Here is a 16,183-nt window from a genome sequence, read left to right as displayed (position 1 = left end):
CCGTGCCGCGCCCGTCGCCGTCCACCGGCCGCCACGCGCGCGTCATCGTATGACCTTCAGGTACTGTTCGGCGGTCAGCAGGTCGGGTTCGTCGTCCTCCAGCTCGATCTTCATGATCCAGCCTTCGCCGTACGGATCGTCGTTGATGACGCTCGGATCGTCGGCGACGGCCTGGTTCACGTAGCGGATCGTGCCGGCGACGGGCGCGATCAGCGGTTCGACCGCCTTCGATGATTCGAGTTCGAGGACCTCGTCGCCCGCTTCGACGCGGGTGCCGGGCTCGGGGAGGTCCACGTAGACGAGTTCGCCGAGCTTGCCGGCGGCGTACTCGGTGATGCCGACCACGGCCGGGTCGAGGGTGGTGTCCACCCACACGTGGTCGTCGGAGTATTCGAGGTGCTCGGGCACGTCGAGGTTCAGCGGCTGGTCGTCAAGTTCTTCGCTCATGGCCTCCAGCCTACCAACCCGTTACGAACACGCCCGGATACGGGAGGACCCCGCCTTGCGTGATCCGCAAGGCGGGGTCCTCGGGTAATCGTCGATCGTGCGTCGGGCGACGCTCAGCGCACGGCGCCGGTCGGCTGGGTGCCGACGACCTGGACGAGGGTGCCCTCCGGGCAGTTCTCGTAGATCCACTCGGCGTCCTGCTCGTACATGTTCACGCAGCCGTGGGAGCCGTGGTTGGCCGGATCGCCGGAGGCGATGCCGCCGTAGTTCCACGTGGCGGTGTGGAAGCCCTCGCCGCCGTTGAAGTAGCTGACCCACTTCACGCCGGGCGACAGGTACTTGGAGCCGTCGTCGTTGTAGCCGCGCATGTCCTGCACGCGGTACTTGAGGTAGATGTACCAGTTGCCGCTGTCGGTCTCGTTGCCGCCGGGGCCGCCGGTGCACACGAGGAAGCTCTTGACCTGCTGGCCGTTGTGGTAGACGACGGCGGTCTGCGAGCTCTTGTCGATGACGACACGCCACTCGCTCTGCTTCTGCTTGACATCGAACTTCTTGACGTCGGAGGCGACCTGCACGGTGCCGCCGTTGCCCTGCTTCAGGGCGTCGATCACCTGGTCGGCGGCATCGTCGGTGTTCTTGATGGTCACGCCGTCGACGCCCTTGACCTGGGCGGCGACGATCACCGAACCGTTGCCGTCGACGATGTCCTCCTGGGAGACCATGTCCTGGTTGAGCTGTCCGGGCAGCTGCTCGGACATGAACTTCTTGATGGCGGTGGTGTCGTAGGAGAGGGTGATGGAGCCCTGGTCGAGGTGGCTTTCCGTCTTGATCCAGGAGGCCACGGTGTCGGCCGGCAGCTCGAACTGCTTGGCGTCGCCGTTGGTCATCACGATCTTGTTGTTGAGGCGCTGGTTCGCGGCGTCGGCGGCCTTCTGGGCGGCGTCGAGCGCGATCGGCGCGTCGATGGTCTCGTCGGTCACGTTGATGGTCGCGGCGTCGCCGGGCTTGGCGATGGCCTGCTTGACGGCCTTGACGACCTCGCCCAGCTTCGGGGACTTGCCGGCGCGGCCCTCGGCGGCGACGAACGCGTGCGCGTTGCCGTCGTAGGTGATGGAGGATGGCACGGCGCGTTCCGCGTCGGAGACGAGTTTGGCGGACAGGTAGCTTTCCAGCACCGCGTTGTCCGGGGTGGCGGCGAGCGCCACGTCGACGTGGCCGAACGGGTTGACGCGCAGGATGTCCTCGCCGATGTTGGAGGAGGACTTCGCGTTCATGATGTCGTCGACGGTCTTGTCGACGTCGATGTCGACGCCGAGATCGGTCAGGGACGCGGTGGCGCTGGTGTTGCCGGTGGTGTCCTTGACGGTGATCGCGGAGTCCTTGATCGCCTGCTTGACGGTGGCCTTCACCTCGTCGCGGGTCTGGCCGACGATGCTGGTCGAACCGAAGCGCACGCCGGGCGCGACCTTGTCCTGATAGTAGGCGCGGGCACCGAAGAACGCGGCGACGAGCGCCACGAGCAGGGCCGCCACGACGATGAGGGTGATGATGAGCGGCTTGCGCGACTTGCGCGTGGCCACGGTGGTGCCGATGTTCAGATCCTCCGGATGCGCCGCCCCGGCGTCCGCGGCGTCCATCGTGCCGGCGAGCGGCGCGGGCGCGGTCTCGGGCAGCGGCGGCATGGCCTGCGTGGTCTCGAAATCCTCACGCATAGCGCCGTATTCCGGGGCCGGCTGCTGATTGCGTTGGTCAGTCATTCGCGATCCTTAGTCTTTTCACTACGCTTTCTCTCGTCCGCATTCCTTCGGCGGACTGCGTCCGACTGTACATCAACGCCACCCCATCGAGGAGCCCGGAACCGCCCGCGACACCCCGAAATAGCCGTGGGCGCAACGGTTTGTGGCATATATCACTATTCGAGATATGTCGTTTCGTCACTCCCACGGCCGCCGACGCCCCGTGTCCGCACGTCACAGCTCGCGGCCGAGCCACTCCTCGATCATGTAGCGCGCGATCGTCGCCTTGCCGGGCGCGCTCATGCGGCCCGTGACCAGCGCCGCCGTGTACTCGTCCGGCGTGACCCATTTCGCCTCGACGGTCTCCATGCCGTCCACGTGGACGTCGGTCGTCAGCGCATGCGCCTTGAACGCCATCATCAGGGACGCGGGGAACGGCCACGGCTGCGAGCCGAGGTACTTGACCTCGCCGAGCCGGATGCCGACCTCCTCCATCGCCTCGCGGCGGGCCGCGTGCTCCAGGTTCTCGCCGGCCTCGACGAACCCGGCGGACACCGAGTACAGCGTGGGGTTCTTCCATGCGGCGTTGTGCTGCAGGAGCGCGCGCCCCTCGGAATCCACGATGATGGTGATCACGGCGGGTTCGACGCGCGGGAACAGCAGACGGCGGCCGTCCGCGTCGTTCGTGCAGCGCTGCGCCCAGCCGCCGTTCGCCGCGGCGACGGGCGCGCCGCAGGTCGGGCAGTGGCGCTGCCGGTTGTGCCAGATGCTCAGCGTGATCGCGCTGGTCGCCTGCCCCGCCTCGCGCGCGGAGGCGTGGGGCGCGAAGCCGCGCAGGTCCACCCAGTCGAACCGGTCGACGGCCTGTTCGAGCAGGCTTGCGTGCGCGCCGCGGCCCGCGCCGAAGCCGAACGCGCCGCCCGCCGCGATCACGCCGCCGTTCGTGCCGTCCTCCGGCTCGTCGAACGCGTCGTCGGCGCCGCGTTCGCTGCCGTCGGCGATGCGCGCCACGCGCGTGACGTCGACGGCGACGACATGCTCGTCGCGACGGCCGCCGTAGCTGCCGAGGAACATGGCGACGGCCTGCGGGTGCGTGTCGAGTTCACGCGACACGTACGCGCCGGGGATGGTGGCGAGGCGCATCTTCACGTTCTCGTAGTCGGCGAGTTCGCCCTGGCCGCGCGGCACGGCGATCTTGCCGTCGCGCGTGAGGATCACCTTGGTCGCCGGCTCGGCGAGCGTCTCGGCGATGAGATGCGGTTCGACGCGGCGCTCGGTCTGATAGTCGATGTCGCCCTGAGCGAGCGGCAGGAACGGCAGCGCGCGCGTCAACGCGAGAGGACTGAACGAGACGCTCATGCGACCACCCGCTTCACCAGATCGACGAGCGCGGCGGCCACCACGTCGGGGTGTTCGACGGCGCTGAAATGACCGCAGTCGGCGATCGCGGTGAACGTGGCGTTCGCGCCGATGCGTTCGGCGAGCGGGCGCATCACGCTCGGATTCGACGTGGGGTCGAGTTCGCCGGAGACGACGGCGACCGGCACGTCCATCGTCTCCGGCACGCCGGCGAGTTCGGGACGGCCGTAGGTCATGCGCTGGCGCCAGGCGAGTCCGGCGGGGTTCTGGTCGCGGATCCACGCGGTCATCGTCTCGATGAACTCCGGGGTCTTCTTGATCGTGGAGTCGCCGTCGGCGGGCTGGGCGAAATGCATGACCGGCTCGACGGAGCCGGTGCGCTCGCACGCGTCGGAGGTTTCGAGACGCGGTTCGCCGCCGACGCCGTCCGAGGAGGCCATCGTGTCGCACAGGGCGACGCCGGCCACGGTCTCCGGGTGGAGGCGGTACAGGTCGGTGACGAGGTAGCCGCCCATCGACAGGCCCGCCCACACGGCCTTCTCGTAGCCGTTCCGGTAGAGCAGGTCCACGTAGGATTCGGCCATGCGGTCGAGCGCGTCCGGGTAGGAGCCGTTGGCGGCGCGGCGGCCGGACGCCTTGTCGCCCGGCGCGGGCGATTCGCCGGAGCCGGGCATGTCGGCGCCCAGATCGGGAAGGCGGGCAGTCCGGCCTCGTCGGCGAGCGCGGCGATGCGGGCGGCGCACGTCTCCCACATGCGCCCGTCGACCGGATACGCGTTGACGAGCACGAGCGGGGTCCCTTCCCCGTCGCGCAGCACGCGGTTATGAATTGCAAACGTCATACCATTACATCCTTTCTCTGTGGCAACAGCATGCGCCACAAGCGCATCCCCTTCCCCGCTCCCGCCGGCGTGAGCCGTCCGCGAAACCCATCCCCCATCTCGCTCCCGCTGGCGGGAGCTGTCCGGCGAAGCCGGACTGAGGGTGGTCACAACAGTCACCCCACACCGCTCCCGCCGGCGGGAGCTGTCCGGCAAAGCCGGACTGAGGGTGGTCACGCGCCGCAGTATTCGAGCGCCTTGCGCACGATCCGGTCGTGCCCGTTGGCCATCTGGTCGAGGAACGTGGCGAGCATGTCCGAGTGCGGGTCCACCCATTCCACGTCGAGCGTCTCGTCCTGCGGGTGGCAGTCGCCGGCGATCGGCACCACGTAGCACAGCGCGATCGCGTGCTGGCGCGGGTCGTAGTATTCGCTCAATCCGGGCGTCGGGAAGAATTCGGCGACGGTGAACGGCTGCAGGTTGACGGGCAGCATGGGCAGCGCGATGTCGCCGAGGTCCTTGGCGACGTTGCGGGCGATGGCCTCGCGCAGCGTCTCGTGGAAGAGTACGCGGCCGGAGATCAGCGCGCGTTCGACCGACCCGTCGTCGGTGACGCGCAGCAATGAGCCGACCTGCGCGACGCGGCCGAACTCGTCGGTGCGCACGGGCACGATCTCCACGTATGCGATGGGCATCTGGCTGCGGGCGCGGTTGATGTCCGCGGGGTCGAGCCATCCGGGGGGATTGCCGTGGCCGGAACCGCGGATGAAATCCTCCGGGGTGACGTGGTCGAATTCACCGCGCGGACGGTCGGCGTCGAAGTCACCCTCGTCCGGCACCTCATCATTCATCACTGGCATGCACCCCATTATCACGCGTCGAACTGACATGCGCCCCCTCATGCCCATATTCGCCCTCCCGCTCCCGCCGAACCTGAAACCCGCTCCCGCCGGCGGGAGCTGTCCGGCACCGCCGGGCTGAGGGTGGTCCATCCCCTCAGCCCTCAGCCCAATTCCCTTCCCCTTGTTCCCCCGTGACGGTTTACTGGATACCGACGCAGACGCGTAACCAGACGCTTATAAGAAGGAGTCCCCATGGCCACCACGCAGATCACTTCGGCCGAGTTCGAGAAGACCATCACCGGCAACGAGATCGTGTTCGTCGATTTCTGGGCGACGTGGTGCGGCCCGTGCCGCGCGTTCGGTCCGATCTACGAGGAGGCGAGCGACAAGCCGGAGAACAAGGGCATCGTGTTCGCGAAGGTCGACATCGACCAGAACCAGGATCTGGCGGCCGCCGCGGGCATCCAGGCGGTGCCGACGCTGATGATCGTCAAGGACGGCACGGTCGTGTTCCAGCAGGCGGGCGCCCTGCGCGCCGAGGATCTGGACGATCTGATCGACCAGGCGAAGAAGCTGGACGTGGCGGCCGCGAAGGCCGAATCCGCCCAGGCGTGACGCCGCGTCTACGCGCGATTTTCGTGCGCTCCACGCGCGTGTCGCGCACGAAAATCGCGCGTAGACGACCGACGTGGTGACGGGTGGTTCCCCATATACGGGGAGTCACCCGTCACGCTATGATATGGGGCAGCGATACGGGGTGTACGCGGCGCTTGCGAACACGGCGCCTACACAGTCAAGCAAGGGGTTGAGAGGAACATGGCGCGCATGGGCGACAAGAACAAGGTAGGAGACACGGCGAACGACACGAACGGACACGACGGCCGCGACGCGGACGTGCCGAATTTCGGCGATTCGTCCGTAGGATCGCTGCTCGATCCGAAGAATGACGGCGATTGGGACATCCCCGAACTCACGTTCCCGTCGATCGACGAGTCCGCCCGAAACGATCACGACGACGCATCATTGTCGTTCCCGCACGTCCCCGCCGCGGCGCAACCCGACGCGCAGCTCGACGACCTGACGGACGTGCCAGCCGTGCCCGCGCCGCAGGCGACGGCCACGTCCGAGACGACGATCCTGCCGCCGATTGGCACCGGTTCGAGCGCCGAAGTGGCCAAGCAGGCGCTCGAATCCGAGGAGACCACGGTCATCGCCCCCGGCGCCATCCCCGGCACGCTCGGCGCGGTCGCGGACGCCGCTCCGCGCGAAAGCGCCGGCCTGCGCGGCATCATCGAAGGCACCGACGACGGCGAACCGGACGTCGGAACCGACGGCACCGACGGAACCGACGAAACCGACGGCGGCGGTCGCGGCAGCGCGGATGCCGCGACCGCCGCCGCGCAGCCGGAGGTCTCGCCGCGCAAGAAGTTCCTGATCGGGCTCGGCGCGATCGCGGTGATCGCCGCCGTGGCGGGCGTCACCGCGTTCAGCTACATCCAGCGCACCGGCAACGAGGCGCGGTTCAACGCCGCGCTCGACTCGTGCGAGACCGCCGCGCACGACGCGGACAAGGCGGACGACGCACTGGCCGCCGCGCTGAAGAAGGCGAAGTCCGCGCGAAACATCACCGCCGACCAGCTCGCCGACTCGTCGACGCTCGCGAAGCTGTCCGACGCGATCGACGCGACGCAGACGTCGGACACGACGCAGACATCCGATGCGACGCAGGCGTGTTCGACGACGCTCACCGCCGCCGAACTCGACGCGCGCGCCAAGCAGAACGCGAAGGTCGCGAGCACGCTCACCTCCTCCACGAAGACGCTCGAATCGGCCACGAAGGCCGTGACCGACAGCCAGGCGAAGAAGACGCAGACGGATGCGGCCGCGCAGTCCGCGCAGGAGGACCAGTCGGAGACCGACACCCAGAGCGGATCCGACGAATCCGGATACGGCTATGACGGCAACGGCAACGGCGATGGCACCACCGGTAGCTACGGGTACGGCGGCTACGGCTACTACGGTTACGGCAACGGCTACGACAACGGAACCTATGGGTACGGCGGCTACGGGTACGGCGGCTACGGCACCGGCGACGGCACGTCGGACACCGGCGGCCAGACCGGAACGACGGGCGGCCAGCAGACGGGCGGCTCCGGCGACACGACCACGCCCGGTTCGGGCGCGACCGGCGGCACGGGCGCCGGGAGCGGAAACACCTCCGGCGGCACGGACGGCACCGGCAGCACCGGCGGCACCACGGGAGGGAACCAATGACGTTCAACCGGTATGTCGCCTTCCGCATGGCGGTCGAGGTGATCGGCGGCGTCGCATGCGCGATGCAGGCCGTCCGCGACGACGACCTGTCCGCCCTGATCGTCACGACCATCGTGGCGCTGATCTGGGTGGCGGGCGAGACCCGCGTGATCCGCATGCTCCGTCGGGAGCGGCCACGCACGGACGAACTGTCCGACCAGCACCAGCTGCAGGCCGCCCGGTTCGCGCTGCTCTCGTTCGTGGCGGTCGCCTGCGTGGCCGGATTCGTGGGCATGCTGGCCTCGCTGGCCACGGGTCGTTCATTCGTCATGCCGCCGATGGTGCTGCCCGCGCTCGCCATGTTCGCGTTGGCGTGCGCCGATGCGCGCTACCTGTGGTTGGAACGTGGCGAGGCTCCGGGAGACGGCGATGAGGACTAGTCTGCGCCTGCGCCGTCTGGAACGCGGCATGAAGCAGTCGGAACTCGCCGATCTGGTGAACGTGCGCCGTGAGACGATCGGACGGCTCGAGCAGGGCCAGTATTGTCCGTCGCTGCGTCTGGCGATGGATCTCGCGAAGGTGTTCGGCGTCACCGTGGAGGAGCTGTTCAGTTTCGACGACGAGGACTGACGCGCACCGCAAATGGGCCTGCCGCGGCCGTTTCGGCGTGTCGCGCCGCGTGAATTCCGCGTTAACGGCGCTGATGCCGCGTAATCGTTGCGATTCCGTCGATTCTTCACATTGTTCCCCCAAACGCCATGAGCAAACGTTGTCACACGATGTGACCGCGATGTCACATGCCGCGCGAACGGGCGCGCTTCCACCGGTTCGGGCGTTTCCGGACCGGTGTACAGTGGGTGCCGAACGCAAGGAGGGGACGATGACCGGGATGCCGGCAGGCGTCCGAATCCGCTCCGGATTCCCAGGTCACGGCCTTGCGCAAGGTTTTCATTCAGGAGGTAGAACAGATGAAGAAGAAGATCATGGCCATCCTGGCCACCATCGCCGCCGTGTTCGGCTTCGGTTTCGCCGCGAACACCGCCATGGCCGCCGACGCCAGCTACGCGCCGACCATCATCACCAGCGGCGTCTCGTACAACCCGACCACCGGCGTGCTGTCCGTCCCGATCTCGGCCGACGAGGCCGTCGCCCACGGCTACACCTACGTGTACGCCGGCTACGACAACGCCCAGGTCTCGAACGTGCAGTTCGCAGCCAACATCAACACCGTCAAGTACGTGGGCCAGACCGACAAGGGCCAGTTCAAGCTGGGCCTGACTCTCACCAAGGCCATGCGCGAGTCCGGCGGCACCGTCAAGATGCAGGTGTTCCTCACCAAGGACAAGGTCGACGCCTCCCAGGTGCAGGGTCTCGCCGACAAGTACGTCGTGACCGCCGACGGCTCCGACTACCTGACCTACAAGGTCCCGGTCGTCGGCGAAGGCTCCTCCACCGCCGGCAACGCGGTCGCGAAGACCGGTGCCGCGATGATGCCGTACGCCATCGCCGTGATGCTGCTCGCCGCCGCCGCCATCGCCCTGTTCGCGGTGCGTTCGACCGGCTCCAGCCGCCGCTGACGCCGTCACGTTTCGGCCGTCTTCCGGCTGAGACCTTCAAGGGATTCCGCCCAGCGGAATCCCTTTTCCGTATTCGTCCCATCCCTCCGTTCCGCCGAAAGGAACCCCATGCACATCCTGTTCGTATGCGACGGCAACGTCTGCCGTTCCGCCCTGTCCGAGTATCTGCTGCGCGCGGCGCTGCACGCGCGCGGCGTCACGGCCGCGAACGGCGGCGTGACCGTGTCCAGCTGTGGTCTGCTCCGTCTCGACGGCTACGCGATGGACGACCATTACATCAGCTTCCTCGCCTCCCGCGGCATCGACGGCAAGGCGCACGCCTCCACGCCGTTCTCCCCGGAGCTCGCCACGGGTGCCGATCTGACGATCGTGTTCACCGAGGCGCAGAGCGACGAACTGTTGGGGTATGCACCCGCCGCCGCCCGCAGAACCTATCTGATGGACGATTTCGCGAACCTGTGCGCGGCGTGCATGGCGGACGGCGACGTGCCGTCCGGCCCGTCGGTCTCTCCCGACGAGCGTCTGCAGGCGGTGCTGCTCGCCGCGCCGTTCAAACGCCCGCTCCTGCCCCGCCCGCACGACATCCGCGATCCGCATCGCCGCGATGACGCCGTCTACGCGCAGGTGGCGGACGAGATCGCCGCGCACGTCGACGTGATCGCCGACGCTCTGGCCGGATCGGTCGCATGAGCGGCGCCGACGACCGTCACGTCACGGCGGTTGCGACCGCCGATGCGAGACCGTTGCGCGACCCCACGGATCTGCTGTTCTATGCGGCGTTGGTCACGCTGCCCGTCGACGGCACCGTGTTCGGTGTGCAGATGCCCTATTATTCGCCGATCTCCCCCGTGTTCTTCGCGTTGTACGCGCTGTGCAACGCGCGATGGCTGCCGGTGCTGTTCGCGCCGTCGCGCCGTGCGCGACCGGTGTTCCCCCATGTGCTGCCGTTCGTCGTCGGCCTGCTTGCGGTGAGCGTGTTCGGCTGGCTGACGGTCGGTTTCGACGTGACGTATGCGCCGCGCACGCTGATGGCCGTGGGATTCGCCTGCGCCACGCTCGCCTCGTGCGCCGTCGTCTGGGGGTGCAAGCGTCTGCGGCTGCGCACGGCGGTGACGGTGGTGGTGTGCGCGTATGCGGCGGCGTTCCTGTTCGGCGTGTTCACGTGGGCGATCGAACCGGGTCACGTTCTCGGCACGGGGTCCATGAACGATGTGCGCAATCGCCTGCTGGGCTTGTTCCTGCGGCAGTATCTTGTTTCGCGCCCGCAGTTCCTGTTCGCCGAACCGAGTTATATCGGCATGCATCTGTTCGGCGTGCTGCTGCCCTTGTATTGGATGTCGCGTGACCGGCGGCTGCCGGTGCTGATCGGCGTGTTCGCGGCCGGCTCGCTCGCGATGGGCGCCGGCGTGCGCATCCTGTTGGATACGGCGGTGGCGGCGGTCCTGTGGATCGTGGCCGACGTGCCGTGGCGTACGGTCTGGCGCGACGTGCGTCTGCGGTGCGCGGCGATCGCCGTGATGCTGCTGGGCGTCGGGGCGTCGGCCGTCGCGTTCCTCACGCAGCCGCGGTTGCGCGCGTTGGCGTCGCGGGGGCTGTTCTCGGGCGACGCGTCGATGTCGGCGCGGCTCTTCCGCTCGCTCGCGCCGGTCGAGGCATGGCTGCACGATCCACTGCATATGGCGTTCGGATTCGGCGCGGGCAATGTGGGCGAGACGATGCGGCGCGGGTTCACGGACACGCTCGTCCGGTACCGTGCGCACGGCGGCATGATGACCGAGGAGATCCGGGAACTGCGCGACCCGTTGGGGCCGACCGGCAATCTGGCGGGCAACGCGTTCACGATGAACGCGTACGTCTCGTTCGTCACCGAGTTCGGCCTGGTGATGTTCGCGGCGGCGATCGCGCTGCTGCTCCGGCACGTGACGCGGCACCGCGCGTGGAGCCGGCGGACCGTGTGCTGGCTGCTGCTGCTCGCCTACTTGTATCTCCAGTTCGAGGCGTACGCGTTCCCGGCGTTCACGTTATTCCTATGGGCGAGCGCGAGCGTCCCGTTCGGGAGCCGGACTAACGAAGCAGGAACCATTTCCAAGCGGGTATCTGCCTGATGACGGCATCGCCCTTACGGTATTCACGTTCCTCTCCCTCGCCGGTGATGAGGGTGCCCTCGTTCAGACTCCGCTCTTCCATAAGTTCCCAGAGCGCCCGCGTTTCACGTTCCGCCGTCTTGGCATCATCCATTCGGACTGTGACCTGAATCGGTTCGAATTGTTCCTGTTCGAGGACATCGCCAATCACGAAATCGATTTCATACCCATGCGTTTTTGTCCGGTATGATGATATGCCATCGCGGCGGAAGCCTAATGTCCTGCGACGCAGTTCGAGGTACACGGCGTTCTCCAGCCTCTGGCCATCGTCCTTGACGCCTGCCATGCTCGACGCCGCCGCCAACCCCGGATCGATCGCATAGGCCTTCGGCATGGATGTGGTCCCCTCCTTCAGGGACATGGAGAACTCGCGCACGAGAAACAGCAGATACGCGTCTTCAAAATACTCAGCCAAATCACCCAGTAGCTCCCGACTGGTCTTCAGACCGATCGACCTCATATCGTTTTCGATTCGACGAACCGACAGCGTTTTGCCGTTGCAACCGAGTACGCGTCTCGCGAATGTCGAGGCGACTCTTGGACGACTGATGTCGTGACGTTCTATTACGTCTCGCAACACTACGCGTTGCACATAGGATTGGAGCAACGCCACGCGTTGGGGTACGGGGAGACCCTGAGCCGCGGGGAAACCGCCGATCTTCAGGTACATGGTCATCGCATTTGCCAGAATCAATCGTTCTTTTGTGGAATAGCCGTCGTCCTCGCTCCGATTCAGCACCTCGGCTCCGACTATTTCGTTCGAGAGGAGAAACTCGCGGAAGGAGAACGGCAGCAATTCGAAGTCCAAGGCACGCCCTCGGAACTCGCTGGAAATCTCCTTCGACAACATCTTCGACGACGATCCGGTCACGTAGATCGTGGCTTTTGTGGTATCGACGACGCGTCGAAGCCAGCCTCCCCAGTCCTGCATCTCCTGGAGTTCATCGAAGAACAGATACACCCCTTCAACCATGGCTTCCGGGTGCATGGAGAGGAACGTTTCGACCACCTCGTCACCAGTCGCGGGAGTAATATCACCTAGCCTATCGTCTTCGAAATTGAAGTAGCAGATGCGGTTCCAGCCGATGCCGGACGCATGCAGGAACTCCATCTCCTGAAACAGCCGATAGCTTTTACCGCTTCTGCGCATGCCGACGATTACCTTCACCAGATTGCCTGCCTTAGGAGGCAACGGAACACCAAGATCCAGCTCGCGCGGCGAAATAGGCTGGAAATCCTCGATGCGGAAATCCCTGAGCTTCTCCACGATAGTCTGATTCACGTCACCACCTCCATGATTGGCAAGATAATTTTACCAATATTAAAAATATTGGTCAAGTAGACTTTCCAGATACCCGAGCATGTATCGCGTTAGCCGACATGGCCGATTCGGCACGCGCGGCGCCCGCGTTTCCCGCGCCCGTCCTGTTCCTATGGGCGACGGGTCCGCACCCGCTCATCCGGCTCACGATTGGTGCGGAATCGGACGCAAGCCCTGGGGAGCGGAGATACGGTGGTCTTAATCGTGGTAATATGACGCTCGGCAAAAGACGATTCACATACATACCAATGCATACGCTCATCGCGCTCCTCACCCAAGGAGCGTCAGTTCACTGAACCGCCATATGCATGCATCACAATCCCCCTACCACATAGTTACACGGAGAAGGGTCAAGTGACACGACACCGCAACTCGAATATCGAAGTATTGCGTTTGCTGGCCATGGTGGCCATCGTGTCACATCATGCCATCGTGCATAATGCCGATGACCTCAACGTAATCGGTAGTGCTCCGAATCGTATCCTTCTTGACTTTGCAAGCATACTGGTCGGCAAGACGGCGGTCTGCCTGTTCTTCATCATCAGCATCTGGTTCCTCGCGGACCGTCAACTCACGTTCAGGGGTTCATGCCGCCGGGTATGGATTCTGGAACGTGAGATTCTGTTCTACAGCGTGCTGTGTTATCTCGTCTACGCCCCGATGCTGGGGACCTTCTCGCCCACGACATTCGCCGCCCGTTTCTTTCCCGTGATCACGGGTGAATGGTGGTTCGTCAGCGACTACGTGCTGCTCATGCTCGCGCTGCCGTTCCTCGTTACCGTGCTGAAGGCGCTGCCGGCACGCGAGCATGGCGTACTCGCCGTCTTTCTGGCTGTGTTCTTCGGGTTCGTGCAGTATCTGCCGTATGTCGGCTGGGCCTTGAAGGATTCCTCCGACATCATGGGATTGCTCGTATTGACCACCCTCACCTGCCACATCCGCTGGTACGGCATAGGGATGCAACGGCCCAGACCCTACGCCCTACTGGTCTCAGGAGCGCTGTCACTGGCATTGCCCATCCTCCTATACGTCTTGCGCATGGACGTCCGCATAGCCGGTCGTCTTTGGACGCCCATGCAGGATTGGCAAAGTCTTCCTGTCATCGTCCTGTCCTTCGTCATCTTCCTTGGCGTCGACCGGCTTACTCCACATCATTGGCCGATTATCGACCGCATGGCCTCAGGAACATTCGCCATCTATCTGATCACGGATACACCGGAAGCCGAGCTTCTCCTCTGGACGAAGCTGTTCCCGCTCCACCGTATCACCGGCATGCCAGTGCCAATCGCCGTTATCCTGCTCGTGAGCATCGGCCTATGCGCGGTGTGCATCGGTATCGATCTGATTCGTCAGGCGCTGTTCCGCGTGACCGTCGACCGGAATCCGGGAGCATGGTTCGACAGATTGTTCTTCCGTCCCTGACCGCGCAGACACACTCCATCTCGTTCCGTCCTCCGTTCCCGCATAGAATGAGACACCGATAGCGAGAGAAAGGACCTTCACAATGAAGAAGTGCGCGTTCGTCATTCCCTACTACGGCAGGTTCCCCAACTATTTCCAGCTTTTTCTGGACAGTTGCGGTAATAACCCGGACTATGACTGGCTCATCTTCACCGATGACCGCACGGATTACGACTACCCGGATAACGTGCATGTCCACTATGAGACGTTCGGGGATATGCAGGAACGCGCACAACGATGCTTCGACTTCCCCATCAGTCTGGAAAAGCCCTATAAGCTCTGCGACTACAGGCCGACGTACGGGCTTCTCTTCTCCGATTATCTGACCGATTACTCCCACTGGGGACACTGCGACTGCGACCTGATCTTCGGCAGGCTCAGCGATTTCATCACCGACGATATGTTGGACCGGTACGAGAAGATCTTCGCGCAGGGGCACTGCTCCATCTACAAGAACGACGATGCCGCCAACAAGGCGTTCATGCTGCCGTTGAACGGCGAACCGATATACCGCACGGTCCTCACGGAGAATCGGGCGTTCACGTTCGACGAAAGCTATCTGCCGACGAACGTGAACCGCATCTTCGACCAGAACGGCCTTCCCATCTTCAAATACGACCTGTCCGCGAACACCGACTCCCGCAGCGGCATATTCCGGCTGACCCATTACGATGCGGCGTTGGACACCTACATGACGGAGCGTCCGATGCGTGCGGTCTATACATGGAAGGATGGTGTGCTGAGCCGTTCATATTATCGTCTTGGCGAGTTCCGAACACGCGAGCTCATGTACATGCATCTGCAACGTCGCCATATGGACGTCGATTCCACACTGACCCGCAAGAGGGGGGATACGGTAATCCAGATTCTGCCTGGCCTGTTCACCGTCCTTCCGGTCGATAACGTAACCAAAGACAATTTCAGAACCATCAAGTGGAAGCACCGCACCAATCATCGGAGAACGATTCTCATCGGCGATTTCAAATTCCAGTATCGTCGCATCAGGCGCAAGCTCTTCCACAAATAAGCAATTGATTATGTGAAAGGCTCTTTCATGTCCTCTACCGCACCTGTTCGAATCCTGCAATGGGGAATGCTGTCCGGTCTTGGCGGCATCGAAACATTCATGATGAACCTCTACCGGAACATCGACCGGTCAAAGGTGCAATTCGATTTTCTCGCCAACCACGCTGCACCGCCTCTCGCCTTCGAGGACGAGATCCTCGCCATGGGAGGCCACATTCACCGGGTGATGTACACGGCCTCGGAGAAACCGTTCGGAGCGAACAGGGACTTGCTGGAATTCTACCGTGCCCATCCGGAGATCGCCGGTGTGCATGTCCACGCGAACTTCCCCTATGCCACACCGCTCGCCGTGGCCAAAAAGGCCGGCGTACCGCTGAGGATCCTGCATTCGCATAACGGCGGCAGCCTCGATTTCGTTGCCGGCCAATCGGCGTTGCATCGGTTGAAGGCCGGACTGCATACGATGATCGCCAACCACGAGATCGACACCGCCGTCACCGACTATTTCGCCTGCTCCGACACGGCGGCGGAATTCATGTTCCCGGGCAAGCCCTACACGTGGGTCAGGAACGGCATCGACACCAAGCACTTCGCCTTCGACGCGGCGACGCGCGACTCGATCCGCACCGAATGGGGAATCGGCGGAAACACCACGGTCATCGGGTATTGCGGCCGGTTGAAGGAGGAGAAGAATCCCCTGTTCCTCATCGACGTGTTCGCCGAATATCATGCCCTGAATCCCGATTCCGCACTCGTCGTCGTCGGCGATGGCATACTACGCGACCAAGTCATGCAGCACATCGCCGAACGGCACCTCACCGAACATGTGAAGATGCTCGGAGGGAACCACAAGGACGTCGCACCGTACTATCAGGCCATGGACGCCTTCATGCTGCCCTCCCTGCATGAGGGATTCCCCGTCGTGCTGCAGGAGGCGCAGTGTTCCGGCCTCCCCTGCCTCGCCTCGACCAATATGACCGCCACGGCGAATACCGTGGATCTTGTCACGTTCAGGAATCTGGATGACGGAGCAAAGGCGTGGGCCGCCCAGCTGCGCGACATGCTGGCGTCCGTGCCACGCACCGACCATTCAGCACAGCTGCGGGAGGCGGGATTCGACATGGTCGATGTCGCACGTTCCGTGGAACGCTTCTATCTGGAGAAGACCGCGGTCAGGCGTGGGTGAGGACAGCCGAT

General features: G+C 64.4%; 15 protein-coding genes and 1 pseudogene. 10 read left to right on the top strand and 6 right to left on the bottom strand.

Annotated elements, in window-relative coordinates; translation table 11 throughout:
* Window positions 1-42: 42 nt before the first annotated feature.
* The 5 genes and pseudogenes from gcvH to BSTEL_RS08170 all read right to left on the bottom strand — a co-directional run bounded on the left by gcvH (window position 43) and on the right by BSTEL_RS08170 (window position 5,222).
* Window positions 43-447 (bottom strand): glycine cleavage system protein GcvH, encoded by a 405-nt coding sequence (gene gcvH / locus BSTEL_RS08190; RefSeq protein WP_034529395.1) that lies wholly within the window; start codon window positions 445-447, stop codon window positions 43-45.
* Window positions 448-560: 113 nt separating this feature from the next.
* Complete coding sequence (locus BSTEL_RS08185) at window positions 561-2,204, bottom strand: L,D-transpeptidase (protein ID WP_051922979.1); 1,644 nt, start codon at window positions 2,202-2,204, stop codon at window positions 561-563.
* Between the two features lie 213 nt (window positions 2,205-2,417).
* The gene (nudC, locus tag BSTEL_RS08180; protein WP_034529392.1) at window positions 2,418-3,542 is read right to left on the bottom strand and encodes an NAD(+) diphosphatase; all 1,125 of its coding nucleotides are present in this window, start codon (window positions 3,540-3,542) and stop codon (window positions 2,418-2,420) included.
* A pseudogene (locus BSTEL_RS08175) lies at window positions 3,539-4,383 on the bottom strand (alpha/beta fold hydrolase). The gene nudC and the pseudogene BSTEL_RS08175 overlap by 4 nt, the downstream one beginning before the upstream one ends.
* Window positions 4,384-4,595: 212 nt before the next feature.
* A complete protein-coding gene (locus BSTEL_RS08170) occupies window positions 4,596-5,222 on the bottom strand; it encodes an NUDIX hydrolase family protein (protein ID WP_034529389.1) in 627 nt (208 codons plus the stop codon).
* 234 nt (window positions 5,223-5,456) lie between these two features.
* Between BSTEL_RS08170 and trxA the strand changes: the two genes are divergently transcribed.
* From trxA to BSTEL_RS08135, 7 genes are all read left to right on the top strand, one after another.
* Window positions 5,457-5,819 carry a thioredoxin gene (trxA, locus tag BSTEL_RS08165; protein WP_034529386.1) on the top strand — a complete coding sequence of 121 codons (363 nt, stop codon included), beginning with the start codon at window positions 5,457-5,459 and terminating at the stop codon, window positions 5,817-5,819.
* Window positions 5,820-6,029: 210 nt separating this feature from the next.
* Window positions 6,030-7,478, top strand: a complete 1,449-nt coding sequence (locus tag BSTEL_RS11510) for a hypothetical protein (protein WP_156963235.1) — start codon at window positions 6,030-6,032, stop codon at window positions 7,476-7,478.
* Window positions 7,475-7,897, top strand: a complete 423-nt coding sequence (locus BSTEL_RS08155) for a hypothetical protein (protein WP_051922977.1) — start codon at window positions 7,475-7,477, stop codon at window positions 7,895-7,897. Before BSTEL_RS11510 ends, BSTEL_RS08155 begins: the two co-directional genes overlap by 4 nt.
* Window positions 7,887-8,087 (top strand): helix-turn-helix transcriptional regulator, encoded by a 201-nt coding sequence (locus BSTEL_RS08150; protein WP_084686199.1) that lies wholly within the window; start codon window positions 7,887-7,889, stop codon window positions 8,085-8,087. Before BSTEL_RS08155 ends, BSTEL_RS08150 begins: the two co-directional genes overlap by 11 nt.
* Before the next feature lie 338 nt (window positions 8,088-8,425).
* On the top strand, window positions 8,426-9,034 hold the full coding sequence (locus BSTEL_RS08145; protein ID WP_034529380.1) for a hypothetical protein: 609 nt from the start codon (window positions 8,426-8,428) through the stop codon (window positions 9,032-9,034).
* Between the two features lie 108 nt (window positions 9,035-9,142).
* A complete protein-coding gene (locus BSTEL_RS08140) occupies window positions 9,143-9,724 on the top strand; it encodes an arsenate reductase/protein-tyrosine-phosphatase family protein (RefSeq protein ID WP_034529376.1) in 582 nt (193 codons plus the stop codon).
* On the top strand, window positions 9,721-11,139 hold the full coding sequence (locus BSTEL_RS08135) for a hypothetical protein (RefSeq protein ID WP_051922976.1): 1,419 nt from the start codon (window positions 9,721-9,723) through the stop codon (window positions 11,137-11,139). Before BSTEL_RS08140 ends, BSTEL_RS08135 begins: the two co-directional genes overlap by 4 nt.
* On the opposite strand, the gene BSTEL_RS08130 is transcribed toward BSTEL_RS08135, so the two are convergent.
* Window positions 11,099-12,460 (bottom strand): ATP-binding protein, encoded by a 1,362-nt coding sequence (locus tag BSTEL_RS08130; protein WP_034529371.1) that lies wholly within the window; start codon window positions 12,458-12,460, stop codon window positions 11,099-11,101. The two genes, BSTEL_RS08135 and BSTEL_RS08130, sit on opposite strands and share 41 nt — an antisense overlap.
* 393 nt (window positions 12,461-12,853) lie before the next feature.
* Here BSTEL_RS08130 and BSTEL_RS08125 point away from each other — a divergent pair, with 393 nt between their 5' ends.
* The 3 genes from BSTEL_RS08125 to BSTEL_RS08115 all read left to right on the top strand — a co-directional run bounded on the left by BSTEL_RS08125 (window position 12,854) and on the right by BSTEL_RS08115 (window position 16,172).
* On the top strand, window positions 12,854-13,921 hold the full coding sequence (locus tag BSTEL_RS08125; protein WP_156963234.1) for an acyltransferase family protein: 1,068 nt from the start codon (window positions 12,854-12,856) through the stop codon (window positions 13,919-13,921).
* Window positions 13,922-14,003: 82 nt separating this feature from the next.
* Window positions 14,004-14,987, top strand: a complete 984-nt coding sequence (locus BSTEL_RS08120) for a DUF6625 family protein (RefSeq protein ID WP_034529365.1) — start codon at window positions 14,004-14,006, stop codon at window positions 14,985-14,987.
* Window positions 14,988-15,053: 66 nt separating this feature from the next.
* On the top strand, window positions 15,054-16,172 hold the full coding sequence (locus BSTEL_RS08115) for a glycosyltransferase (protein ID WP_238567673.1): 1,119 nt from the start codon (window positions 15,054-15,056) through the stop codon (window positions 16,170-16,172).
* Window positions 16,173-16,183 lie beyond the last annotated feature (11 nt).

This window comes from Bifidobacterium stellenboschense, assembly GCF_000741785.1.
In the GTDB taxonomy this organism is placed as follows: domain Bacteria; phylum Actinomycetota; class Actinomycetes; order Actinomycetales; family Bifidobacteriaceae; genus Bifidobacterium; species Bifidobacterium stellenboschense.
The sequence above is the reverse complement of the archived record's forward strand: the minus strand, read 5'-3'. Positions and strand labels throughout refer to the sequence as shown.

What these genes read in the sequence shown, in the direction of transcription:
- gcvH (WP_034529395.1), bottom strand. Translation starts at nt 447, where the DNA reads ATGAGCGAAGAACTTGACGACCAGCCGCTGAACCTCGACGTGCCCGAG.
- BSTEL_RS08185 (WP_051922979.1), bottom strand. Translation starts at nt 2,204, where the DNA reads ATGACTGACCAACGCAATCAGCAGCCGGCCCCGGAATACGGCGCTATG.
- nudC (WP_034529392.1), bottom strand. Translation starts at nt 3,542, where the DNA reads ATGAGCGTCTCGTTCAGTCCTCTCGCGTTGACGCGCGCGCTGCCGTTC.
- BSTEL_RS08170 (WP_034529389.1), bottom strand. Translation starts at nt 5,222, where the DNA reads ATGCCAGTGATGAATGATGAGGTGCCGGACGAGGGTGACTTCGACGCC.
- trxA (WP_034529386.1), top strand. Translation starts at nt 5,457, where the DNA reads ATGGCCACCACGCAGATCACTTCGGCCGAGTTCGAGAAGACCATCACC.
- BSTEL_RS11510 (WP_156963235.1), top strand. Translation starts at nt 6,030, where the DNA reads ATGGGCGACAAGAACAAGGTAGGAGACACGGCGAACGACACGAACGGA.
- BSTEL_RS08155 (WP_051922977.1), top strand. Translation starts at nt 7,475, where the DNA reads ATGACGTTCAACCGGTATGTCGCCTTCCGCATGGCGGTCGAGGTGATC.
- BSTEL_RS08150 (WP_084686199.1), top strand. Translation starts at nt 7,887, where the DNA reads ATGAGGACTAGTCTGCGCCTGCGCCGTCTGGAACGCGGCATGAAGCAG.
- BSTEL_RS08145 (WP_034529380.1), top strand. Translation starts at nt 8,426, where the DNA reads ATGAAGAAGAAGATCATGGCCATCCTGGCCACCATCGCCGCCGTGTTC.
- BSTEL_RS08140 (WP_034529376.1), top strand. Translation starts at nt 9,143, where the DNA reads ATGCACATCCTGTTCGTATGCGACGGCAACGTCTGCCGTTCCGCCCTG.
- BSTEL_RS08135 (WP_051922976.1), top strand. Translation starts at nt 9,721, where the DNA reads ATGAGCGGCGCCGACGACCGTCACGTCACGGCGGTTGCGACCGCCGAT.
- BSTEL_RS08120 (WP_034529365.1), top strand. Translation starts at nt 14,004, where the DNA reads ATGAAGAAGTGCGCGTTCGTCATTCCCTACTACGGCAGGTTCCCCAAC.
- BSTEL_RS08115 (WP_238567673.1), top strand. Translation starts at nt 15,054, where the DNA reads ATGCTGTCCGGTCTTGGCGGCATCGAAACATTCATGATGAACCTCTAC.